The sequence below is a fragment of the Neobacillus sp. B4I6 genome (genome assembly GCF_050434045.1).
GTDB lineage: Bacteria > Bacillota > Bacilli > Bacillales > Cytobacillaceae > Neobacillus.
This window is the reverse complement of record NZ_JBNPWB010000002.1, coordinates 3,044,244-3,067,586: the sequence shown is the minus strand read 5'-3', so window position 1 is coordinate 3,067,586 and position 23,343 is coordinate 3,044,244. Positions and strand designations below refer to the sequence as shown.

Annotated in this window: 30 protein-coding genes and 1 tRNA gene; 25 read left to right on the top strand and 6 right to left on the bottom strand. The window is 37.0% G+C overall.

All coding sequences use genetic code 11. The features are described 5' to 3' along the window. Positions 1-48 precede the first annotated feature (48 nt). A complete protein-coding gene (locus QF028_RS17230; protein ID WP_214716003.1) occupies positions 49-303 on the top strand; it encodes a hypothetical protein in 255 nt (84 codons plus the stop codon). Positions 304-853: 550 nt separating this feature from the next. Here the strand turns inward: QF028_RS17230 and lexA are convergent. Beyond that, complete coding sequence (lexA, locus tag QF028_RS17225; RefSeq protein WP_168242900.1) at positions 854-1,477, bottom strand: transcriptional repressor LexA; 624 nt, start codon at positions 1,475-1,477, stop codon at positions 854-856. 157 nt (positions 1,478-1,634) lie between these two features. Here lexA and yneA point away from each other — a divergent pair, with 157 nt between their 5' ends. The 8 genes from yneA (at position 1,635) to QF028_RS17185 (ending at position 9,827) form a co-directional block, all read left to right on the top strand. Continuing rightward, the gene (gene yneA, locus QF028_RS17220) at positions 1,635-1,958 is read left to right on the top strand and encodes a cell division suppressor protein YneA (RefSeq protein ID WP_429467197.1); all 324 of its coding nucleotides are present in this window, start codon (positions 1,635-1,637) and stop codon (positions 1,956-1,958) included. A gap of 12 nt (positions 1,959-1,970) precedes the next feature. Further along, positions 1,971-2,618 (top strand): YneB family resolvase-like protein, encoded by a 648-nt coding sequence (locus QF028_RS17215; protein WP_429467195.1) that lies wholly within the window; start codon positions 1,971-1,973, stop codon positions 2,616-2,618. A 77-nt stretch (positions 2,619-2,695) separates the two neighbouring features. After that, entirely contained in the window at positions 2,696-2,926 is a 231-nt protein-coding gene (locus QF028_RS17210; RefSeq protein WP_088086536.1) for a DUF896 domain-containing protein, read from the top strand. Between the two features lie 177 nt (positions 2,927-3,103). Then, positions 3,104-5,110, top strand: coding sequence for a transketolase (tkt, locus tag QF028_RS17205; protein ID WP_429467192.1), 2,007 nt, complete (start codon positions 3,104-3,106; stop codon positions 5,108-5,110). Positions 5,111-5,366: 256 nt separating this feature from the next. After that, entirely contained in the window at positions 5,367-5,807 is a 441-nt protein-coding gene (sirA, locus tag QF028_RS17200) for a sporulation inhibitor of replication protein SirA (protein ID WP_215000553.1), read from the top strand. A gap of 71 nt (positions 5,808-5,878) precedes the next feature. Next, entirely contained in the window at positions 5,879-6,094 is a 216-nt protein-coding gene (locus QF028_RS17195) for a YneF family protein (protein WP_215000555.1), read from the top strand. A gap of 186 nt (positions 6,095-6,280) precedes the next feature. Next, positions 6,281-8,032, top strand: coding sequence for an ABC transporter transmembrane domain-containing protein (locus QF028_RS17190; protein WP_429467189.1), 1,752 nt, complete (start codon positions 6,281-6,283; stop codon positions 8,030-8,032). 1 nt (position 8,033) lies between these two features. After that, entirely contained in the window at positions 8,034-9,827 is a 1,794-nt protein-coding gene (locus tag QF028_RS17185) for an ABC transporter ATP-binding protein (RefSeq protein ID WP_429467187.1), read from the top strand. A gap of 89 nt (positions 9,828-9,916) precedes the next feature. On the opposite strand, the gene QF028_RS17180 is transcribed toward QF028_RS17185, so the two are convergent. Further along, positions 9,917-10,093: an aspartyl-phosphate phosphatase Spo0E family protein gene (locus tag QF028_RS17180; protein WP_098932905.1), complete on the bottom strand. Its 177-nt coding sequence runs from the start codon at positions 10,091-10,093 to the stop codon at positions 9,917-9,919. A gap of 276 nt (positions 10,094-10,369) precedes the next feature. On the opposite strand from QF028_RS17180, the gene QF028_RS17175 reads away from it, so the two are divergent. Continuing rightward, the gene (locus tag QF028_RS17175; protein WP_168242909.1) at positions 10,370-11,077 is read left to right on the top strand and encodes a cytochrome c biogenesis CcdA family protein; all 708 of its coding nucleotides are present in this window, start codon (positions 10,370-10,372) and stop codon (positions 11,075-11,077) included. 197 nt (positions 11,078-11,274) lie between these two features. Then, complete coding sequence (locus QF028_RS17170; RefSeq protein ID WP_369449406.1) at positions 11,275-11,754, top strand: CcdC family protein; 480 nt, start codon at positions 11,275-11,277, stop codon at positions 11,752-11,754. Between the two features lie 407 nt (positions 11,755-12,161). On the opposite strand, the gene QF028_RS17165 is transcribed toward QF028_RS17170, so the two are convergent. Then, positions 12,162-12,587 carry a DUF2621 domain-containing protein gene (locus tag QF028_RS17165; RefSeq protein ID WP_098932902.1) on the bottom strand — a complete coding sequence of 142 codons (426 nt, stop codon included), beginning with the start codon at positions 12,585-12,587 and terminating at the stop codon, positions 12,162-12,164. Positions 12,588-12,910: 323 nt separating this feature from the next. On the opposite strand from QF028_RS17165, the gene QF028_RS17160 reads away from it, so the two are divergent. Next, positions 12,911-13,007: transfer RNA gene (locus QF028_RS17160), tRNA-Sec, on the top strand. Between the two features lie 170 nt (positions 13,008-13,177). After that, a complete protein-coding gene (locus QF028_RS17155) occupies positions 13,178-14,161 on the top strand; it encodes a tyrosine-type recombinase/integrase (RefSeq protein WP_429467184.1) in 984 nt (327 codons plus the stop codon). Positions 14,162-14,387: 226 nt separating this feature from the next. On the opposite strand, the gene QF028_RS17150 is transcribed toward QF028_RS17155, so the two are convergent. Then, positions 14,388-14,801: a helix-turn-helix domain-containing protein gene (locus QF028_RS17150; protein ID WP_429467182.1), complete on the bottom strand. Its 414-nt coding sequence runs from the start codon at positions 14,799-14,801 to the stop codon at positions 14,388-14,390. Positions 14,802-14,969: 168 nt separating this feature from the next. On the opposite strand from QF028_RS17150, the gene QF028_RS17145 reads away from it, so the two are divergent. From QF028_RS17145 to QF028_RS17110, 8 genes are all read left to right on the top strand, one after another. Next, entirely contained in the window at positions 14,970-15,260 is a 291-nt protein-coding gene (locus tag QF028_RS17145) for a helix-turn-helix domain-containing protein (protein WP_429467180.1), read from the top strand. A 30-nt stretch (positions 15,261-15,290) separates the two neighbouring features. After that, complete coding sequence (locus tag QF028_RS17140) at positions 15,291-17,843, top strand: DUF927 domain-containing protein (protein ID WP_429467178.1); 2,553 nt, start codon at positions 15,291-15,293, stop codon at positions 17,841-17,843. Between the two features lie 43 nt (positions 17,844-17,886). Then, complete coding sequence (locus QF028_RS17135; RefSeq protein ID WP_429467176.1) at positions 17,887-18,015, top strand: hypothetical protein; 129 nt, start codon at positions 17,887-17,889, stop codon at positions 18,013-18,015. A 430-nt stretch (positions 18,016-18,445) separates the two neighbouring features. Further along, positions 18,446-18,679 (top strand): hypothetical protein, encoded by a 234-nt coding sequence (locus tag QF028_RS17130; protein ID WP_429467174.1) that lies wholly within the window; start codon positions 18,446-18,448, stop codon positions 18,677-18,679. A 281-nt stretch (positions 18,680-18,960) separates the two neighbouring features. Then, positions 18,961-19,161 (top strand): hypothetical protein, encoded by a 201-nt coding sequence (locus tag QF028_RS17125; protein WP_429467172.1) that lies wholly within the window; start codon positions 18,961-18,963, stop codon positions 19,159-19,161. A 95-nt stretch (positions 19,162-19,256) separates the two neighbouring features. Beyond that, on the top strand, positions 19,257-19,865 hold the full coding sequence (locus tag QF028_RS17120) for a hypothetical protein (protein WP_429467170.1): 609 nt from the start codon (positions 19,257-19,259) through the stop codon (positions 19,863-19,865). Positions 19,866-19,984: 119 nt separating this feature from the next. Continuing rightward, positions 19,985-20,335 (top strand): P27 family phage terminase small subunit, encoded by a 351-nt coding sequence (locus QF028_RS17115; protein ID WP_429467168.1) that lies wholly within the window; start codon positions 19,985-19,987, stop codon positions 20,333-20,335. Positions 20,336-20,349: 14 nt separating this feature from the next. Continuing rightward, complete coding sequence (locus tag QF028_RS17110; protein ID WP_429467166.1) at positions 20,350-20,475, top strand: hypothetical protein; 126 nt, start codon at positions 20,350-20,352, stop codon at positions 20,473-20,475. Positions 20,476-20,699: 224 nt separating this feature from the next. On the opposite strand, the gene QF028_RS17105 is transcribed toward QF028_RS17110, so the two are convergent. Both QF028_RS17105 and QF028_RS17100 read right to left on the bottom strand, forming a co-directional pair. Next, positions 20,700-20,894: a hypothetical protein gene (locus tag QF028_RS17105; RefSeq protein WP_429467164.1), complete on the bottom strand. Its 195-nt coding sequence runs from the start codon at positions 20,892-20,894 to the stop codon at positions 20,700-20,702. Positions 20,895-21,164: 270 nt separating this feature from the next. After that, entirely contained in the window at positions 21,165-21,647 is a 483-nt protein-coding gene (locus QF028_RS17100) for a hypothetical protein (protein ID WP_429467162.1), read from the bottom strand. Positions 21,648-21,714: 67 nt separating this feature from the next. Here QF028_RS17100 and QF028_RS17095 point away from each other — a divergent pair, with 67 nt between their 5' ends. From QF028_RS17095 to QF028_RS17080, 4 genes are all read left to right on the top strand, one after another. Continuing rightward, the gene (locus QF028_RS17095) at positions 21,715-21,837 is read left to right on the top strand and encodes a hypothetical protein (RefSeq protein WP_429467160.1); all 123 of its coding nucleotides are present in this window, start codon (positions 21,715-21,717) and stop codon (positions 21,835-21,837) included. A 32-nt stretch (positions 21,838-21,869) separates the two neighbouring features. Beyond that, entirely contained in the window at positions 21,870-22,322 is a 453-nt protein-coding gene (locus tag QF028_RS17090; protein ID WP_429467158.1) for a GNAT family N-acetyltransferase, read from the top strand. A gap of 84 nt (positions 22,323-22,406) precedes the next feature. Next, complete coding sequence (locus QF028_RS17085; protein ID WP_429467156.1) at positions 22,407-22,760, top strand: YxiJ family protein; 354 nt, start codon at positions 22,407-22,409, stop codon at positions 22,758-22,760. Between the two features lie 31 nt (positions 22,761-22,791). Then, positions 22,792-23,241, top strand: a complete 450-nt coding sequence (locus tag QF028_RS17080) for a YolD-like family protein (RefSeq protein ID WP_429467154.1) — start codon at positions 22,792-22,794, stop codon at positions 23,239-23,241. The last annotated feature ends 102 nt before the right edge of the window (positions 23,242-23,343 follow it).

Here is a 23,343-nt window from a genome sequence, read left to right as displayed (position 1 = left end):
CCTAAATAATATATGCTTAAGTTGTAAACATTTGGGAGGTGCTCTAAATTGTATAAACTGCAAATTTGTAATGCTCTAACCCAAGAAATACTACGAGAAAAGACGTATAAGAAGCCTGATCTTATTTTAAGTTTGATAGAATCAGGAACAAAAGGTCAGGAATGTTTCCTATTTGATGAACAGCGCAAGACCTTGAAAGGAACGTATGTTACACATTCCAGTTTTAATGAAGGGGACACGAAAGTATATAAAGTGCTTTTTAAGGTAAAACTATCTGAAATACAAGCAAGAATAGCGAAATAGGCATTAAAGGAGTGGCTTATGGCTGCTCCTTTTTATTTTGAGTATTAATGCAGCTCTTCTGGCATAGAGACAACAGTACGAGACAGACCTCACTATTATTCTTCTGGAACGTCACGTAGGAATTCTTCTGGAAAGGTCACGTAGTTCGCCTCTAGGTGCCCCACCTCGTAGGAATTCTTCCGGAAAGGTCACGTAGTCCGCCTCTACGTGCCCACCTCGTAGGAATTCTTCCGGAAAGGTCACGTAGGCTGTCTCTACGTGCCCCACCTCGTAGGAATTCTTGCGGAAAGGTCACGTAGTTCGGCTCTACGTGCTCCAACTCGTAGAAGTTCTTCCGAAAAGGTCACGTAGTCCGCCTCTACGTGCCCCACCTCGTAGGAATTCTTGCGGAAAGGTCACGTAGTTCGCCTCTACGTGCCCCACCTCGTAGGAATTCTTCTACAACGGTCACGTAGCCCCACTCTATCCCGGATTCTGTAATTGCTTCAGCTTGAGGTTGATTAGCCACAACAAAAAAAGAGCCGGCACGTGTATGCCAACTCTCTTAAACTTAATGAATATGTCGGTAAACCCCAATGACTTTACCTAAAATCGAAACATTCCTTAAGATAATAGGGTCCATTGTAGAATTTTCCGGCTGCAGGCGTATGTAATCTTTTTCCTTGAAAAATCTTTTACAGGTGGCTTCATCTTCCTCGGTCATTGCTACAACAATATCCCCGTTATTAGCAGTTGGCTGCTGTTTCACAATTACATAATCCCCGTCTAGGATCCCAGCTTCTATCATACTCTCACCCATGATTTCTAACATGAAAACTTGTTCATCTGCAGGTGCAAGACTTTCTGGAAGCGGAAAATACTCTTCCACATTTTCAATCGCTGTAATCGGGAGTCCTGCCGTTACTTTCCCAACCACTGGAACATTGACAACTGTATTTCTTGGTATATGTGCAGCAACATCTGCTTCTAATATTTCAATTGCTCTTGGTTTTGTGGGATCCCGTCTAATAAGTCCTTTGCTTTCCAATCTTGCTAGATGTCCGTGAACAGTAGAACTGGATGCGAGTCCAACCGCTTCTCCAATTTCCCTTACTGAAGGGGGATATCCTTTACTCTTAACCTCACTTTTAATGAAGTCTAAGATATCTTGCTGCCTCTTTGATATTTTAGCCATGATAAAATCCACCTCGCCTGGTTAATGTTGTCTTTATTATAACATGTTCGTATTTTTTATACAAACATAAGTTCGAAAATACAGTTGACAACAAACAAACGTTCGATTTATAATAAAAATAATAAAACGAACATACATTCTTAAAGAGGTGTTATTTATGAAAAAATTATGGAACAAATACTCCTATGCTATTACTCTTATTATTTTAAGTTGTTCACTTTCAATCATATTATCATTCCAACATCATTCGAACGCGCAAGATGATTATTTAAAGGTTACAATCACTGAAGGAGATTCACTATGGGAAATCTCTGATCAATTTTCGGGTCAACATTCATTATCAAACAAGGAATTTGTTGCTTGGATAAAAAAGCATAATGAATTAGATGATGATCAAATTTTTCCAGGTGAAGAAATTATCATTCCGGTGAGTAAAGAAGTCTCATCTACAAATGAATTTGCTAGCGCCGTTGGTGAATAGAAAGGAACTTTTATGAAAGCAATTATATACTGCCGTGTCAGCACAAATAAGGAAACACAAGAATCTTCGTTAAAGCGCCAGGAAGAGGAATTAACGCAACTAGCTAACACCTATCACTTTGAGATTGATAGGGTAATTAAAGAAAAGGCTAGTGGTTATGATTTCAATCGTGAGGGGATATTTCAATTATTAGAACTAATTAGAGATAAGCAGGTACAAGCCCTCTTAATTCAGGATGAAACACGACTCGGTAGGGGGAATGCCAAAATTGCACTCTTGCATTGCATTTTAAAAGAAAATATTAAACTTTATAGTATCTCCCATAGTGGAGAATTACAGCTTTCAGAATCGGATTCCATGGTTTTGAACATCGTAAGTATGGTTGAAGAGTACCAACGTAAACTACATAATGCAAAAATCAAACGTGGAATGAAGCGAGCAGTTCAGAATGGTTATAAACCTGAAAAAAACTTAAAAAATCTTGGAGAAGCCTCCGGTCGTGAGAAAATTGAAGTTCCGATTGAAGAAATTGTCCGGTTAAGAAAAAATGGATTAATTTTTTCAGAAATAGCTGCTACACTTAGAGGTTTTGGCTATAACATTTCTAAAGCCACGGTTCATAGAAGATTCCAGGAATATATTGAATCACAAGAAGAGTAGACCTTTTGCCTTGTCATTAGGTTTTTTTTTTAGTAAAATCAGGTGTCATGTAAATAGTTTGAAAGGAAGGTCTTGGAATGCTTTCAAAAGAAAAGATGGCTAGAATTAATGAGCTGGCACGAAAAGCAAAAGCAACGGGATTGACTGAAACAGAAGCGAAAGAGCAAACTAAATTAAGAAGTGAATATTTGGCTACTTTTCGTTCGAATATGCTTGATACCCTTACTAACACCAAGTTTATTGATCCGGAAGGAAATGACGTTACACCGGAAAAAATCAAGGCTAGGAAAAAAAATACACTTCACTAAAAGTTCAGGAATACATTTTTTGTATTCCTATTTACATATACTGACTATTTTTGTGTAAAAATAAAAAAATAGTGACTTTTATTTCTTATTATTATGCTATTTGTTGAATAAAAAACGGTAGCGATATAAAATTGAAAATGTATTTAGTAACCTTGTGATTAGGAAAGGATGTAATTCATGTTTAATACTATTGATGATTTATCTGTAACCTCCATTCGAACGCTTTCCATTGATGCGATCGAAAAAGCAAACTCAGGACATCCAGGAATGCCGATGGGTGCAGCGCCAATGACCTATACTTTATGGACGCGTTTCTTGAACCAAAATCCAAAGAATCCACAGTGGTTTAACCGTGATCGTTTTGTCTTGTCAGCAGGTCATGGTTCAGCGTTGTTATACAGCATGCTTCACTTGTCTGGTTTCAACTTAACAATGGATGACTTAAAGCAATTCCGCCAATGGGGCTCTAAAACGCCTGGACACCCAGAGTATGGTCACACTGAGGGTGTAGAAGCAACTACTGGTCCACTTGGACAGGGGATTGCAATGGCAGTAGGAATGGCAATGGCAGAACGCCATGTTGCAAGTGTTTATAATAAAGATAAATATGAACTTGTGAACCATTTTACATACAGTATCTGTGGAGATGGAGATTTGATGGAGGGTGTATCTGCTGAGGCAGCGTCGCTAGCAGGACACTTGAAATTAGGGCGATTGGTAGTCCTTTATGATTCAAACGATATCTCACTTGATGGAGACCTTGATAAGTCGTTCTCAGAAAGTGTCAAAGATCGCTTCCTATCATACGGATGGCAATATGTTCGTGTCGAAGACGGCAATAATTTAGAAGAAATTGCAAAAGCTCTTGAAGAAGCTAAAAACGATCTAGACAGACCAACGATGATTGAAGTAAGGACAGTAATTGGATACGGTTCACCAAACCGTGCGGGAACTTCAGGTGTTCATGGCTCACCCCTTGGAGCAAATGAATTAAAACTTACTAAAGAAGCCTATAAATGGACTTTTGAAGAAGATTTCCATGTACCACAGGAAGTCTATGACAACTTCCAGAAGCTGATCGTTGAAAATGGCGAAAAAAAGGAAAAAGAGTGGAATGATCTTTTCGCTCAATATAAAAAAGAGTACCCTGAACTAGCTACTCAGCTTGAACAAGCATTAAATAATGAACTTCCTGCTGGTTGGGATAAAGAAATCCCTGTATATCCAGAAGGAAAAAGCCTTGCAAGCCGTGCCTCTTCAGGTGAAGTATTAAATGGTATTGCTAAGAATCTACCTATTTTTATCGGTGGATCAGCAGACCTTGCTGGTTCGAATAAAACGATGATTAAAGGTACGAAAGATTTTATGCCTGGTTCCTATGAAGGCCGTAATATCTGGTTTGGTGTTCGTGAATTTGCGATGGGTGCTGCAATGAACGGTATTGCTCTTCATGGCGGCGTAAAAGTATTTGGCGGAACATTCTTTGTCTTCTCTGACTACTTGCGTCCTGCCATTCGTCTAGCAGCGTTAATGGGATTACCTGTCACTTATGTCTTTACCCATGACAGTATTGCTGTTGGGGAAGATGGACCAACACATGAGCCAGTTGAACAGCTTGCAGCATTACGTGCCATGTCAGGATTATCAATCATTCGTCCTGCAGACGGTAATGAAACGGCAGCGGCTTGGAAACTTGCAGTTGAGTCTACCAACAAACCAACTGCACTTGTTTTAACTCGTCAAGATTTACCTACATTAAAAGGAACGGATATCAATGCGTACGAGGGAGTTTCTAAAGGGGCATATGTGGTGTCTCCTTCAGAAAGAGAAACTCCAGATGCGTTGTTATTAGCAACTGGATCAGAAGTAAGCCTTGCAGTGGAAGCTCAAAATGCGCTTGCTGGAGAAGGTGTTCATGTTTCGGTTGTAAGTATGCCTTCATGGGATCGATTCGAGCAGCAATCTCAAGAGTACAAAGACTCTGTTCTGCCAAGAAGTGTGAAAAAGCGCCTTGGAATTGAAGTGGGAGCATCATTTGGCTGGCACAAATACACTGGTGACGAAGGCGATGTTCTTGCTATTGATCATTTCGGAGCTTCAGCACCAGGAGAAAAGATTATGGAAGAATTCGGGTTCACTGTAAACAACGTAGTTGCACGTGTAAAAGCACTTCTGCAAAAATAAAATAATGAGATTTTAGGGAGAGCGGAAATCATCCGTTCTCCTTTTTTGATGGTATAAAGGGTCAAATTTCAACAATATTATGAACAAAGTTAATTTTTGCAGGAAAATTCAACAAATCTACCGAATTTATAGAAGAATAGTTTAGATTCCTGCTAATCGACAAAAATAGTGAAAGTTTTTGCCGCCGTAAGACATATGTTTCGTTAATCTTTTTTTATAATAGTAAAAAGGGTAATCAACGAAGGAGAGAACAGTGGTGAGAAAATATCAGCTATATTTAATAGAAGATGAATTTGCGACCCATTACTTCGGAAGAGAACGATTGTTTTTTCGGCTTTTTCAGGAACATCGAAAAGCAAACGGCGAACTTAAATTTATTACACAAAAACAAATTTCCTATATAACAAAAAAGGTTGAGGTTCTAAAGATCCATCAACTTATCCAAAAGCAGCTTGGAAAAATCAAGGGATTTAAAGCTGAGCATGGTGCATATTCAATTGAATTAAGCGGAAAACTAAGTACGGCAAAGTTAGAGGTTTTTCAAGACTTAATTACAATCGAGGCACAAGGCAGCTATGAAGCTGAGACGGCTTTTTTTGAAGTTCTAAGAAAATGTGAGACTTCCTTTTTGGCACTTGACCTTGAACATCAGCGATACGGTTGGTTAAAGCCGATAAAGGAAAGAAAATTTATCTAATTGCAGATATTGTCTAATCGTGTTTTATTTAGTACACTGTATGGTAGACAACATGAAGGAGGAAGTTGAATATGGTTTATTACATTCTAGTTGGTATACTAGCATTAGCAGCTGGTGTAGCACTAGGATTTTTCATTGCTCGTAAATATATGATGAGCTACTTAAAGAAAAATCCGCCAATCAATGAACAAATGTTAAAAATGATGATGATGCAAATGGGACAAAAACCATCACAAAAGAAGATCAACCAAATGATGGCTGCCATGAACAAACAACAATCAAAATAAAACGGACTAGCACTCATATAGATGGGTGCTTTTTCGTGCTGATAACAATATTCTAAATCTTTATTATTTTATAAAAATTTGGTAAAATTAAACCTCAGTCCGTTGGATTATTTTTCCGAATAACTTTAATTATCAAACGTATTCAATTTTTGGCAGATCGATTACTCGTGATTTGGGGGCGGTTTAATGAAAGTATTTTTAGAATTAGGCTGGTATTTTAAACAGGAGAAAAAAGCATATATATCCGGGATTTTCCTCCTAATGCTTGTAGCAATATTGCAACTGGTGCCGCCTAAGATCATAGGAATCATAGCTGACCAAGTTAAGAATGGGACAATGACAACGGGAATTCTCTTGCAGTGGATGGCCGTATTAGTTATTGTTGCCCTTGCAATGTATTTCCTTAGGTACTACTGGAGAATTATGATTTTTGGATCATCAGTTAAGTTAAGTAAGTTGCTTCGAAATCGGCTGTATCATCATTTTACAAATATGTCGCCATCATTTTACCAAAAACGTCGAATAGGGGATTTAATGGCACATGCCACCAACGATCTGTCAGCCATTCAACAAACAGCGGGCGTAGGCGTGCTAACCTTCGTTGATTCTCTTTCAACTGGCGGGTTTGTTATCTGTGCAATGGCATTTACGATTAGCTGGAAATTAACATTAATCTGTTTAATTCCGATGCCCTTTATGGTAATCCTTACAAGCTGGTTTGGGACAATGCTCCATCGAACCTTTTATCAGGCACAGGAAGCATTTTCGTCATTAAATGATAAAACTCAGGAAAGTATTACTGGGATTAAAGTGATTAAGACGTTTGGCCAGGAAAAGGAAGATATCGAGGATTTTCGGAAGCAATCAGAAGATGTCGTCCAAAAAAATATCACCGTCGCAAAAATTGATTCTCTCTTCGATCCTACGATTTCGATAATTGTAGGTATTTCCTTCTTCTTATCGATTGTGTTTGGTGCAAAATACGTGCTTAATGGGGAACTAACAATCGGGCAATTACTCTCGTTTACTACATATTTAGGTTTACTTATCTGGCCGATGCTTGCATTTGGCTGGTTATTTAACATTGTTGAGCGAGGCAGTGCTTCCTATGACCGAGTTTCCATGCTCCTTCAAGAAAAAGAAGATATAACCGATAAGGAAGGGGCCATAAACGTGGTGCCCGCAGGTGATATTGAATACAAACTTTCTAGCTTTACCTATCCTGGGGAAACCACACCGGTTTTAAAGGATATATATTTTTCGATATATACCGGCGAGACGGTAGGCATAGTTGGTAAAACCGGTGCTGGTAAAACCACTCTTTTAAAACTGCTCATTCGTGAGTTTGATAGTTATCAAGGTGAGATTAGATTTGGAGGGAAAACTCTGCAGGAATACAAGCTTGAAAAATTACGCGAGGCCATTGGTTATGTACCGCAAGATCATTTCTTGTTTTCAGCCTCTGTTAGTGAAAATATCTCCTTTACAAACCACGGGGCATCAATAGAGGAAGTCGAGAATGCCGCTAAGCTTGCAAATATCCATACTGATATCCTTCAATTTACTGAAGGGTATCAAACGGTTGTTGGAGAGCGTGGGGTATCCTTATCGGGCGGGCAGAAGCAAAGGATTTCGATTGCCCGGGCTATTTTAATGAAGCCAGAAGTGTTAGTACTCGATGATTCCTTATCTGCAGTAGATGCAAAAACAGAAGAAGCCATTCTTTCAGCATTAAAACAGAATAGGGAAGGAAAAACAACCATCATCACTTCACACCGATTAAGTGCCATTCAACATGCAAATCTCATTTTGGTTCTTGAGGATGGAAAGATTGTGGAAAGAGGTACACATGAAGTATTGATGGAATCGGGTGGATGGTATAAGGAAATGTATTTACGCCAGCAGCTAGAAGAGTTGGTTGAGCATGGAGGGCATTAAGATGGACGAAAAAATTCAGCTTACAGAACGTGAACAAAGAAATATTTTATTCCGTTTGCTTTCCTATACGAAGCCACATAAAAAAACGATTGTTTTAGCATTTATCTTCTTACTATTAACAACCATCGGTGATATTGTTTTACCGATTATCGTAAAAATATTTATCGATGATTATTTAACTCCTGGGAAGCTAGAGTTTCAGCCACTTCTGATCCTAGGTTCCACGTACATGTCAATCCAAATCATTAAAGCGATTGTCATGTTTTTTCAATTGGTTAAATTCCAGGAACTGGCTTTGAAAATTATCCAACAGCTGCGCATTGATGTTTTTTCTAAAGTACAGTCGCTCGGGCTAAAGTATTTTGATAAGACCCCAGCAGGAAGTATCGTTTCAAGGGTGACCAATGATACGGAAGCCATTAAAGACATGTTTGTTACCGTTATTGCAACGTTTATCCAAGGTGGATTTTTATTATTAGGTATTTTTATTGCGATGTTTATTCTGGACATCAGACTTGGCTTATTATGTGTCGTGATTCTTCCGTTATTATTGTTTGTCATGAACCTATACAGAAAATTAAGTTCACGATTTTACCTTGATATGCGCGAACGGCTGAGCCAATTGAATGCCAAGCTCAGTGAATCATTATCTGGAATGGGAATAATTCAAGTGTTTCGGCAGGAAAAAAGACTACGAGAAGAATTCGGAGCTATTAATGAACAACACTATCAGGCAGGAATGAAAAATATCAAAATAGATGGCCTCCTGTTAAGACCAGCGATTGATTTAATCTATATTTTGGGCTTAATCATTGTATTAAGTTATTTTGGAATAACGTCTTTTAACCATGTGGTGGAAATCGGCGTGTTATATGCCTTCATAAATTATTTGGATCGTTTTTTCGAACCGGTTAATCAGATGATGATGAGGCTTTCCTTGTACCAACAAGCGATTGTCGCTGGCTCGCGTGTTTTTAAACTGTTAGATGAGGAAGAATTAGCACCAATACAAAAAGAAGAGCAGACCAATTCCATTGAAAAAGGAATGATTGAGTTTAAGAATTTAAGTTTTTCCTATGATGGAAAACGAGATGTGCTAAAATCTATTTCCTTCATGGTAAATCCTGGTGAAACAGTCGCACTGGTTGGCCATACCGGAAGTGGAAAAAGCTCGATTATCAATTTGTTATTGCGTTTTTATGAGTATGAACGGGGGGACATTTTGATTGATGGTCAATCGATTCGGAACTTCACAAAGACAGAACTCAGGGAGAAAATGGGCTTAGTATTACAAGATCCATTCTTGTTCTACGGAACGGTGAAGGATAATATCCGCCTTCATTCGAATGACATGACGGATGAACAAGTCGAAGAAGCAGCAAAGTTTGTCCAAGCCCACACCTTTATTGAAAAGTTGGAGGATGGCTTTGAACATAAGGTTGTCGAGCGTGGTACCACATTTTCAAGTGGTCAAAGGCAACTACTCGCTTTTGCCCGAACGATCGCCGCTAATCCCAAAATATTGGTTCTCGACGAAGCGACCGCCAATATTGATACAGAAACAGAAGAAGCCATTCAAACCGCACTTGCCAAAATGCGAAAAGGGCGAACGACTATAGCCATTGCGCATCGCCTGTCAACCATTCAGGATGCTGATTTAATCTTAGTATTGCATCAGGGGGAAATTGTTGAAAGGGGAACCCATCAACAACTGCTTGCCCAGGGTGGCTTGTACCATAAAATGTTCCTTTTGCAAAACGGAGCGGTAGAACGTCTTGAGGATGTTGTGAATTAATGGAAAAAAGCCTGGCGATTTGCCAGGCTTTTTTCATTATATAGGTCTATTGTCTATTTCTAATGATGACGACATACAACGTCTTTCTTTTAACTAGCTGATGAAGGCATCTTGTTTATATATACTCTATGATATTCATTTAAGAGATGATCAAGTTCCTGGCTGTAGCGAATTGCAACGGAGGATGTCAAGCCGTTGGTGATGGCGACTTGAATTAATTCAGCTCGTTTTTTTTCAATTAATGTAACCAAATCATTTTTTGTCACGGCCGATGTCCTTTCCGGAGTAACTCCTAAATTATGGTGCAAATAGACTACTAATATATTAAAATGACATTGGTTTTACTAGTATAACCTATGATGTAAATTTTTTCAAAGACATTTGTAAATAAATATCCAACGAATTTATGCATATATTTTATGGAAGAGGCATTTCAGTGGAACAAAAAAAGGCGGCGACACAAAATATTCAAGTTAACCATTATCATTTATATCAAACATTTGTTAGAATATAAACGTATCGACTATAGTGGGAGTGTTAATATGTCAGATGTAAATATATTTTTAGCCTTAGGGGCAGGATTTTTAAGCTTTATTTCTCCTTGTTGTTTACCACTTTATCCTGCATTTCTCTCGTACATCACAGGTATGTCTGTTGGGGAGCTAAAAAGTGAAAACGCCATGCTTCAGAAGCGGAGTCTACTCCACACATTATTTTTCCTTTTAGGCTTTTCGATTATTTTTATTGCGATTGGATTTGGAACTTCGTTTCTAGGAAGCTTTTTCTTACAGTATAAAGATCTTATTCGTCAACTAGGCGGAATTTTTATTGTTTTCTTTGGTTTAGTGATCGTTGGGATTTTAAATCCGAAGTTTATGATGAAGGATCGCCGAATTGAATTTAAAAATCGTCCTTCAGGTTATTTTGGTTCTGTTTTAATTGGGATGGCATTTGCCGCGGGATGGACGCCTTGTACAGGTCCGATTCTTTCGTTTGTTATTTCCCTAGCAGCCACAAATCCAGGTTCAGGTATGATGTATATGATTGCCTATTGTCTAGGCTTTGCCATACCATTCTTTATTCTTTCGTTCTTCCTTGGGCGCATGACTTGGATTAAGAAGAACAGCGGAAAAATTGTTAAAATTGGTGGTTACATAATGATTGTAATGGGAGTTGTCCTATTCTTTGACTGGATGACTAAAATCATTACTATTTTTTCAGGAATGTTTGGTGGCTTTACGGGGTTCTAATGTAAACACGAAAATGATAAATATATAAAAATATTATATTTTTTGAAAGGGAACTTCCTTAGGAGGTTTTTTCCTTTTTTTGTATCGATCACCTGTGTGTTAGAATTGGGAACATTTTATCATGAGTTAATTTTTTTCAAATGAATTTATTTGCGATATAATGGGTTAGTAAATAAATTAGATAAGGAATGAATCTAATGAACATAGTTCTTGCTTCTTCAATTGGAGCGGTATTTATGGGCACCCTGGCCTTGGTAGTCCGGATGAAAGCCGCAAAGAAACCCACGAATGCTCGTAAAATAATTCTACCTCCATTTTTCATGTCGAGTGGGGCTTTAATGTATATAGATCCGCAATTTAGACTGACTGGAGCAGAAATGATCGAGGCAGCGATTGTGGGGATGCTATTCTCTATCTTACTTATTAAAACTTCAAAGTTTGAGATCCGCGATAACGATATTTATCTAAAGCGATCTAAGGCATTTTTCTTTATTTTGATTGGTCTATTAGTTGTTCGCCTTGTTATGAAGTCCGTTCTAAGTGCAACCATTGATTTTGGAGAATTAAGCGGCATGTTCTTCTTCCTTGCCTATTGTATGATTGTCCCATGGCGGATTGCGATGTATATGGACTACAAAAAGTTGTTTAGACAACTTCATGGTGATAAGCAATTATAATTATGTGAGAGACTGGTCCTTTATTGGGATCAGTTTTTCTTTTTAGGATTTGTTGGATAATGTTATTGAATTGTGGAGGGAATAGTTTGATAGGGACCGGGTATTGGCTATAGAATTCAGGGGAAATTAATGAAAAGTGTCTTCAATAAGGGCTATTGACCACAAAAGGCTGGAAAAAACAGTGAAAAGTGTCGCCAATAAGGCCTATTGGCGACAAAATTTAGGGGAAAACAATGAGAAGTGTCTCCAATAAAAGTTATTGGCGACAGAAATCAGAAAGAAGATGTGGAAAGAGTCGCCAATGAGGGCTGTTGACGACAAAAGTTAGGAAAAAACTATGAAAAATGTATCCAATTCCAATGGAATCCGTTGATGACAAAATAAAAAACCATCTATTAGCTAGACGGTTAAAATAGATGCTCAAAAGGAGCAACATCAATTCTATTTTCAAAAAGCTTTTTTCGTAAAAATTTATGATCCCTTTTTGGTGTGGCTTGAATATAGCCACGAATGACGAGGTCTTGAGTAATTTTTGATGCCTTTTCTCGAAGGGCGATTTCGCCAATTTTTCCGGCAATCTTATGTCTGGCAACATCACGGAATAATTCGGGAACAGGGCTTACTAAATCCTCTAGGAGTTCTTTCTCCTCGGGCCCCCACAAGTGCCGCGATTCATTTACATAATGTTCTTCCCAATCCATAACTGATTTGCCATCTTCTTTCGGCATCTTCTTCAAAAACTTTCGGAACATAAAAAATCCACCAATGGCAAATGACCCAACTAGGAAAAATACCCAGAACAGGATAAACCATAGAAACCAACCATGAAGCATATCTATTCACCTACAAGATAACTATTTTTCTTATTATTATAGTCTGTTTTTATGAATTAAGACAAGTATTGGACAAAATTGAATGAAATTACACTTAAGATTTTAATCAAGAATCTAATCATAGTGAATGCGCGAAACAGGTAATGGTTCTGTAGTTTCCTGATGAAAAGCTTGTCGAAAAAATGACAAGTACGCTGATTCTATTGATTATCACCATATTCCATAGTAATATAATAACAATAGATAGGGAAGCGAAGTAATTTGTTTTTTTCGCCAAATGACTGTGTTACTGTAGTCCAAACATCTTGATATTTTCCATCCATGGGGCTGAATGGGGTACTGGTGTCCTCCACAGTCTTCAAAACTGCTTGAGACCTGCGTGCCAGGTCTGGTGGGTTCGATTCCCACACAGTCCCGCCATTAAGTCAATTGTATCAAGGGTTTTCGCAACTTTATTTTGATCAAAGTTTTTACATTTGCCTTCACAGTCTAACGCCTATCTACTGGCAAGACTGTAGAGGGACTGTTGTCGAGACTGTAGAGAACGTTTCCCTCAACCTCCAAATAATTATTCATTGGAGGTTATTTTTATGCAAACAAAGGTAATGCCAAAAAAGGTTAAGCCAAAACTAGGGAAGATTAGAGAAGGTAGTAAAACGAAAAATAAGGCTGATTCAAATATCCTGACATTGGATGAGATGTTTCATAAATTTATGGCTGCTAAGAAAACAGAGGGACTAGCATCTAGGACACTTGATGAGTACTACAATAACTATGCCTATCTCAAGGAGTTTCTTGGCAATGATATGACGAACGAGAACGTCACTACAGAAGATTTCCAAGGATATATAGGGTATATGCTTCATGACAAAGAACTTTCTCCTATGACAGTTAATATTCGCATTCGTAATATGAGAGCATTCATTAGATACTGTCATAAGAAGGAATGGATTAATGAGCCTATCCACGAGGATTTCAAGCCAATCAAAACCCCTGAAGATACTTTAGAATCATTCACACCTGATGAAGTTATGAGGATGTTGGATGTCATTGACGATTCAACATACACTGGATTCAGAAATAAAGTAATCATTTATGTGCTTTTAGATACGCTTGTTCGAATCTCTGAACTTTGTGCAATGAAGCGGAGGAACGTAAACCTAGAGAAGGGTGAAATATTCCTTGAAGCCATGGACACAAAGACTAGAAAAGCTCGAATCGTGCCAATAACAGAACCTACAATAGAATTACTGAAAGAGTATATGGAGATTACCGATGATTTTGGGGATGAACATTTATTCTTAACTTATGATGGACACGAAATAAATCATGCTACAGTCAGAATTGACTTGAGAGACCTCGGAAGGGAAGCGGGGGTTAAAAAACGTGTCAGCCCCCATACATTCCGTCATACTGGAGCGTTATGGTATATAAAAAATGGTGGAGACCCATTTAGCCTACAAAAGACTTTAGGACATACAGATATGAGCATGACACGAAAATACATTCAGATGAGCAATATGGATGTCCAAGGACAACATAAAAAATTCTCACCTATCAATAATTTAGTATAAAATTGAAAATTGGGTTTGGGCAGTCACTTTCAGAGGCTGCTTTTTCTTTTGTCGGAAAGAATAGCAAAGTATGCGCTCGCTTGAAGTTACGAGCAGGCTTCGTTCTAACAGATTCAATTCATGATTATGTTGTGGTTTTATAAGGGGAATTTTAAGGCATTCACTTTTTTAGTGGCTGCCATTTTTCGCCTGGCAATTTTCTGATATTTGCTTTCCTTTTCCCCTTTCAATCCCTTAAAAATATTTGAATAAGGCTTTTTATTTTTGCTTTTTCTTCTTTTTTCAAAAGCCTGTCCTGAAAAAATATTGGATGATTGGATTCCAGTAAAAAATCAAGTGCGAACGGCTCCTGTTCTTGCTCTGCTAGTGACAATTCTATATCTTCTTGTCTATTTTTTTCGCTTTTTATTTTAATAAAATCAGATGCGTCAATATATCCTGCCGCTGCCATTAAATTTTCATATGGTTCATCTAAACCTTTTGCCAATCTTTCTATAATTTCTGGAGAAGGTCTATCCCGTTTGCCGCTTTCAAGATGTGAAATATACATAGCAGAAACACCAGATAATTCCCCAAGTTTATTCATTGAAAGGTTTTTTTCTTCTCTTTTCTTTTTGAGATAATCTGCAAAGTTTTTCATTAATAATCACTCTCCCTTTTAATTACAATTATAAACAATAATTTATATAGTGTAAACAATAGTTTGTATAAATTATTGTTTATAGTGGTATAATGTTTTTTATAAACTATAGTTTATGATAAAAAAGCGTAAAATGTTTTAAAAAATACACCAAGGAGGAATAAGCAAATGCTTAACATTTCTTTAGACGAAAATGAATTAAAGAAATTATATTTAGAAGAAGTCCGTAAACGTGTGGATGAAATTGAGGAACAGAAGTTGTTAATAGATGTCAATGAACTATGTAATATGCTTTCTTTAAGCAGACCAACTGTAGAAAAATTATTTATATACAATCCGAATTTTCCTTCATTGCGAGTGGGTAAGAAGTGGTTATTTCCTCGTAAAGAAGTAGAGGAATATATCAAACGTTGGTCAATTGATGTTAGAAAGAAAGGTGGTGTTGTAGAGTGCGATTAAATTTAGAAGAAAGAAAAGGAGCACTTCAACATGGAAACAGGTTTTTCCTTAACTGTTACTGCATATACTGACGGTTTTAATCATAAAGCCACTAAAGAAGACACGGAAAAAATAATGAGTTATATGAAAAAAGCGAACCTTTATTTTTCGGAACCTCGTTATAAATCTTTTAAAAATTTTCTTGCAATATTGGAAGAAGGAAAACCACATGTTTGTGCGAGCTGGTTTGGCTCATCCATTGTGCAAGGTGAGATTAAGAATTTTAGCTGCAACCTATTTTATTTTGATTTTGATGAAGGAATTACCGATTATGAAGAATTTGAAAGAAAAGCAAAAGAGCATTTTCATATTATACAAAGATCTTCTTCTTGGACAGAGCGAAAGCCAAAATACCACTGCTACAATATTTTGAATGAGTATATTTATGATTTGGAACACTGGAGGCAAGTTTATGAATCGTTATTTGAAATGTATGAAGAGGAATTTGGCTTAAAATTAGATGGTTCTATTCATCCAACAAAGCTATGTTATGCAGGTTTAAGCGACTATGTAATTCATAATGATTTACCGTTTTTAGAAGTAGCAGAGCCAGAGAAAAAAACAAAAGAGCCAAAAAAAAGTACTTTTATTCAAGCCAGCAGTAATAATCAGGAATTTGATTTTCGTCTTTTTAAAGAATGCATTGTCAAATTAACAGAAACAGAAATTTTGCTTACATATAAGCATTGGATAAGATTCATTCTTGTTTTATGTAATTTGTTTCAAAAAGGAATGATTACCGAGGAACAAGCGTTGGAAATCCTTTCGATTATCGATGATGGTAACGGTAAATCGCTTGAGAAATTCGAATATGAAAAAGAAAAATCGACTGATTGGACATTTGGAACCATCGTTTATTACTGTAAAAATGCGGGTATTTATGAGATTCAAAATGTGACAAAGGCATATTTTGAATTTATTCCTCCACCTTTTTATATCGTGGGAGATGCTTTATGTAAAATAATTGTGAAGAAGGGGAAGGAAGGCGAAAGTGTAGAAGAATTAATCACGGTATCTCGTATGGCTCCTCATATTTTAAGAAAGCTGTCCAATGTTGAAAACAATACTGTGAATTATGAAATTGCTTGGAAAGACAATGGAAAGGAAATAAAAGAAGTTGTTCCTGCTGCTGTGCTTTCCACAAAAAAAGAGCTGCTTACATTAGCAGCAAGTGGATTTTCTTGTAATGATGGAAATTGCAAAGATTTAATCAAATATTTAGATGAATATCAGGCATATAACCAAGTAAATCAGGCTTATATGGTGGAACGGTTAGGTCATATCGAAGGTGAATTTATCCATCCTTTCCGATCGCAAGGTGTGGTAATCGTTCCAAGTGATTTTGGCGAGAAACAATTACTTGAAGCATTTCAAGTAAAAGGAACCGTGGAAACATGGGTTAATGAAGTGTTTAACCGAATTAAGGCTTATCCAAAAGCATTATTCCTAGTTTTAGCATCATTCGCATCTGTCATACTGCATGACTTGAAATTAACACCTTTCATTGTAGACCTATCAGGAAGCACTTCACAAGGCAAGAGTACAGCTTTACAAGTGACTAGAACTGTTTGGGGAAATGAAGGATTAATAAATGAGTGGAACGCTACTAAAGTGGCGATTGAGCGTAAAGCAGGCTTTTTGAACAGCTTTCCACTTTACATGGATGATACCAGAAAAGCCGATGAACGGATTTTGCAAAATTTGGTTTATCAATTTTCTGGCGGACGTGCAAAAGGTCGAGGAAGTGTAAGTGGTTCTCAAAAAGAATTGACTTGGAATAACATTCTGATTAGTACAGGAGAAGTGCCATTAACGGAACATGCAAGGAAAGCCGGAGGAGCGGCGGCAAGGGTTATTTCTTTAGTTGATGAACCTTTTGGTAAGGTAAAAGATAATTTTTTTTCTGAATTATATCAAGCACTAGAAGAAAATTACGGGGCAGTGGGGTTGGAATTTCTGAAGTATTGGAAGGATGCAAAAAATGATTTGCTACCGGAGTTTATAAACCTAACAAACCACTATATTCAAAAGGCAAAGGGTGATGAAGTTTTAACAAGGTTAAGTAGGAATTTTGCAGCTGTTCATTTTGCAGGCACAGTATTATCAAAATTGCTGAATATTCAAATGGATTTAACTTTGTTGAATCGGCTATTTGATGAAATGGCAGAAGAAAACAAAGCGATTGATAAGCCAAAGCAATTGCTGGAAGAAATTTTATTTAAGCTCGATTCAAATCGTAAATATATAGCAAATCATTACACGCCTGATACAGTTTGGGCGATTTACAAATATGATACAGTGTGCCTTACACCTGATTTTTTAAGACAAGAACTTGGAGCAGAAGAAAAAATGCTTCGGAAGGAATGGCAAAAACGTGGATTTACTCAAAAGCATCTCACTAAAGACGGGAAGGAAATTGATTATAAACAGGTAAAGCATAGGCATTGCAAATATAATGCTGTGATTGTAAATAAAGAATTTTATGAAAAAACAGGGCTTGATTTTGAAGAAGATTACGATCAAGAAGAAGATTCGGATCAGTAGCCTTGCATAATTGAAGGGTACAAGCTTGAAAGGGGGTGAAAATATGAGAGAAACAACCGAAGAAGAAAAAGAACTTTTTGAAGCGCTTGAAAGAAAATATGGCGGCAAAGTAACAGTGCAGCAATTTTTTGAAACGCTTGAAGAATTGGGCTTGATGCTAGAAGGAAAATAAAAAGGCGGTTTGCAGCATGAATTACAACATTATATCTAGTGGCAGCAAGGGCAATTGTGTGATTATCAATGATGTAATGGTTGATTGCGGCATCCCTTAATGGTAATAGAAAGTACTAAAGGTACCAAAACATTAATTATAAAAATAAATTTTGGTACCTGATAAAACATTGATATATCAAGGGTTATTATAACAAAGTACTAAGAGTACTAAAAGTACTAAGGAAAATAAATATACATATATAGGACATTTTTAATCCTTTATAAATATTTGTATATAAGTATGTGTTTTTTAAAAAAGTGGTACTAATAGTACTTTGGGTACTCAACAGGAAAAAACCTTGATATAGCAAGGTTTTGGCATATTACATAGAAAAAAATACGTAGTACCTTTTTGGTAACCAACGTACCCTTTGTTAGGAGGAACAGCAATGTACACTTTTAATTGTCATGTTTGCAATGATGAATATTCACTTAACCTTGACGATCACGAATATTATTCGATTGATGAATTAATTGAAATGGCATTACGAGTTTCAGCAATGGAACTGAAAAAACCATGGATTCAAAAAAATGGATTACTTTATTGTGGTTCTTGCAAGCATAAAGGCGCTAAGATATATGAATTTAAGCGGCCTACTCAAAGCCTTGGGAAAAGGTTATAAAAACAACCAAGTACATCTTTAAGTGTGATCTGAAGAAACATAGACACCAAGGGGAGGAAGTGTTCACTGCTCTGTAATTCCTTCTCTTGTTTTAACCTTTTTAGTATAAGTAAGGTACTTTGGTAGTTCAATTTATTCAAATAATTGCATTACCTTCTTGTCTCTTAAATCTGATTTTAGGGGTAATTCTTAATGCAAACAAAAGTATTTAGTATGCGTAAAAAGCCATTAAAATACACAAAATAAAATAAATGAAAATGACAAGAAGTGCGGTGAGAATAGTGAAAAAAGATGAGGAGATAATAGCTCTCATTGATCAAGGCAGAAGGGCTTATTATCGCCAATATCGGCAGAAACCAGAAAACAAGGCAAAAGCTAGACAATACCAGGACAACTTTTTTCTTAAAGTAGGTTTAGAGCAATTGAATTCTAAAGACGTTAAAGCGAGTAATAGTCATTGGGAAAGAAAAGCCCATGAGTGAACATGTTTATAAAATTGTAGGTTCTCCATCTAAGAAAATTACAGCATTGAAAACAAAATATAATTTTAAAGAGATGAAAAGGGCAAGGTGGAAACGTGAAAATAAATAATTTAAATGTGCTAGAAAAAGTTCAAGGATTTGTAAGACCTCCAGAAGAGAACCTGATCGGCTTTTCACTCAGTTATCAAGATGTCCAGGCGTTAAAAAGCTTAATCAGTCGTTGGAATTTATACGGAAAAGCAGATACTTATGCTGAAACCATACGGAAGGCGATCGATGAAAGGTATAGCCTTAAAGAAGTGACGCTGTCAAAGACAGGGCGGCATAATAACCAAGGCACGGTCTGGCTTGAGAAGGATGTACGGAAAGCTTTGATAAAAGAAGCAAATAAATTAGGATTGAATCCAGCTGATTATATTCGTGGAATCATTTATAGTCTTAACCAAAAGTTCACTCAAGAAGAAATAGCAGAGCGTGAACGCCAAAATAAACTCAGGCATGATAATAGAAAAATACCAGTACAACTACTACTGGATAAAGATTTACGTGAGAAGTTATATAAGCGTTTTGATAATGAGCTGAAGGACAAAGATTTGCGGGAGAAAGTGAAGAGAAGACCGTCACTTCAGAACGAAACTACAGTAGAAGATCGAATGCTACAAGAAGTTCTAACAAATCATTTATTAAAAATCTTGAACGAATAATTTTGTTCCTTATAAAGTCCTCCCGGGGATCGACCTTTTTAAAACAGCGTGGGATAACCGGCGCAAAGGGAAGCTTTTCTAAATACGCAGCATTTTTCAAAAAAAGTTGAGGTGACATTATGTGCAAGATTGTGAACCAAACCAAAGCAAATATGCAGCGGCTGGGAATCTACAGACCAGAATTTGACCAGACCATTCAAATTTATTCGGGCTTAATCGAGCAATATAATGATCTCTTAAGAGAAGTTAAAAAGTCCAGATTTAAAGTGAGTGAACCGACTACACGGAATAATGAAAGCATGAAAAAAAGTCCTCTCATAGGTGTTTTAGAAAGCTTGCGGAAAGATATTTTGACTTATTCAAATTGCTTGGGGTTAACTCCTGTTGGGTTAAAAAAGATAACTGATAGTATGAAGAATGAAAATAAGAAGTTAAGTAAATTGGAAGAGGCACTAAGTAATTTAAATTAAAGGAGGTGTGTAAAATGGTGTCTTACCAAGTTCATCGTTCAGCCGAATATCAGGATCAACGTGAATCACAGTTAAACGTCTTTAAAAAAACGAAAGGCATCCTACAAAAACGGCTGCAAAAGTTAAAAGTCCAGGCTTAAAAGCTACTGTTTAATTTCAAGTGCTTTTGATTTTTAATTGTAAACATACCTCCAATCTTTTGGCAGCTATTTTAAGTAGCTGCTCTTTTTAAGTTCACCTATTCCTGTAAGTGATGAACAAAAAAGGCCAGAATAGACCTTGAAAGCCGGATCATTTTGGAAACGAGTGCGATTGTGAGGAATAAAACATAAAGAGCAGCCGTGAAGGTTGCTCTTATTTTATATTAATGGTTCTTTTTTTTGTCCTTTTTTGGTGTTAGAGAAGATTCGGTGCTGGGACCTCTTCTCATTGCATCTGTAGTACGCTCTAAAATGTCAAGGCCAATGTCAAGGCCACCGCCGCCACCTCGGCCTCCTCCTCCTGTTTCGCCAGAAACACCTGTCTCTCGTCCAGGTCTCATACCGCTTTCAATTGGCATTATCGTTCACCTCCTATACATAATGTGTGGAGTTGGACGTAATAAAAAAGCTGGGAAAAACTTTTACAAATAATATTATATAAGCTCGAAGGACATTTATTTCTTTTTTGAAACAAAAGGACAGGGAGGGAGAAATAAATGATCCAGATCATCATCTTAATCGTCGAGCTTATCATTGCAATCATTAATTTGATGTGTCACATTTGCAGGTGCAATAAGTTCCAGTGACCCACCAGTGAAAATATGAAAAGACTGGGAATTTACCCAGCCTTATTGTTTATCAACTTTGATACAAACAGTTCCCCAGTGGCTCGTACCTATTGTACCGTCAGGACCTTGATCCCATATTACATTTTCAACAGTGTAGGCAGTCCGTTTGACATTATGTTCATCTAGGATGTCATAGATTACTTTCATTTGTATATCGTATAACGCCCACGGTGAAAATTGAATGTTATCAATCTTTATCCAACCGTTTTCAAATCGTGCGTTACCAAAGCCGTAAGCATTTGTATTTTCAATACTTGCTTTATTGATATCATTTACAATTGCATTGATTTCTTCTAAAGAAACGGTATCTACAGTTGGAGTCTCAATGTCAACCTCTGGTGGTGTGACCTCGGATTTGTGTGGGTTGTTTATACCATTCTCCCATCCGTAGTGGTTCCCGTTGTTTGTTCCAGCAGCAAACGCTTGTGTCCCCATTGATAAAGCCATTGCTCCAGCAAGAATAATTCCTGATAATTTTTTCATTATATGTTATTCCCCCTAAGAAGAAAGTAAGTCTTTGTTTTTTTATCTTAACAGGGGCTATATTACCATGAATGAAGTACTATATGTTTGGTATGTTTGTTACAAAATTTCCAGTTTGTGGGATATCGTTGTGGCAGCTTTTCTTATTTCACTAACGAAGCAGGTTAGTCAACAAGAAATGGTAAAATGAAAGCAAAATACAGTTATGTAGGGGAGAGTAATATGGTTATTCGCAAACTAAATATAGATGAAGAGCCCCCAATGGATTTGTTGTTATTAGCTGACCCTTCAAGAATGATCGTTGAGGAATATATGCAAAGGGGAGAATGCTTTGTAGCCGAAGCTGATGGTCAAATTATGGGGGCTTATGTACTTCTCCCGACACGACCTGAAACAGTGGAGTTGGTGAATATTGCAGTCATAGAAACCCAACACGGCAAAGGTATGGGGAAACAACTAGTAATGAATGCAATTCAAGTAGCTAAGTCCAAGGGATACAGAACCATAGAAGTGGGTACTGGAAATTCAAGCATCGGACAATTAGCCCTATACCAAAAATGTGGTTTTAGAATTACTGGAGTTGATATAGATTTCTTCATTAGGCACTATCCAGAAGAGATTTTCGAAAATGGTATACAGTGCAAGGATATGATTCGATTATCTCAAGATTTGTAGATTGCAAAAGGAAATCCTTAGTTTCACTAACGGGTGCGATGATTTAATAACAAACTTTACTTGGTGGTGGTTAGATTAGATAAAATGGAAATATATGAGGAATTGAAATCATTAAAAGAAAGTTTATACAACCCGTTTCCTTATAGAGATACTGATAAGATACAGGAGGATTTCAATAAGGAACTTTCCGAGGAGGATTGTCTGACAGGAAATTTAAACACATATTGGATGAATATTGCAGGAAGCCTAAGTTATGTCTTGAAAGGAAATTCAAAAAGTATTCCCCAAGGTCAAATAGAATGGCTTCATTTATCTTTCTTTGATATTTTTCATCAATATCGCTTTTTAGAAGAAAAAATGGCTAATTATCCAACATTTTATGAAGAGTATTTGAAGAATGAAAAGGCACGAAAATTATTATTAGATTATTTATCTTAACTAATCCTTGTTCAGCTAACGGATGCGTTAGGTGAATAAGAAAACAAAAGACCACTTAAATGTTGGTCTTAATTTTTGTTTACATACAGAACGTTCGTTCGTGTGTAATTATAACAAAGGAGATGATTCATTAATGACAATACGTGACCGTGGTAAATTGAAATGGCAGTCGGCTTCCTTTATACCGTTAGCATTCGAAATGACAAGCGAAATGTTCAAGGACCAATGGAAGGCTAAGCCAATATTAGACGAATATCAAGCGGAGGAGTTTGACCTGCGCATAGCATACGCAACAGAATACAATCATGCTGTAAAGCTGACGATATGGGCTGACGGATTTACTCACGACATTACTGGGTGTGTTCATTACGTTGATCCGATAACTCATGAGCTGCGGATAGAGGTGAAGCCTGGAGAATTTGAACGGGTGGCATTCGATAGTGTAGTGGGAGTGAAGGTTTTGATTGAACCAAAGAATTAGTGGAGATTCCAAATATTTTCTTTTAGGTAGATTGCGCTAAAGGGGGCGATACTTCAAGAAGGAGGTCGCCTTTTTTCTTTTTGCACAATTAAGATTGTAAAC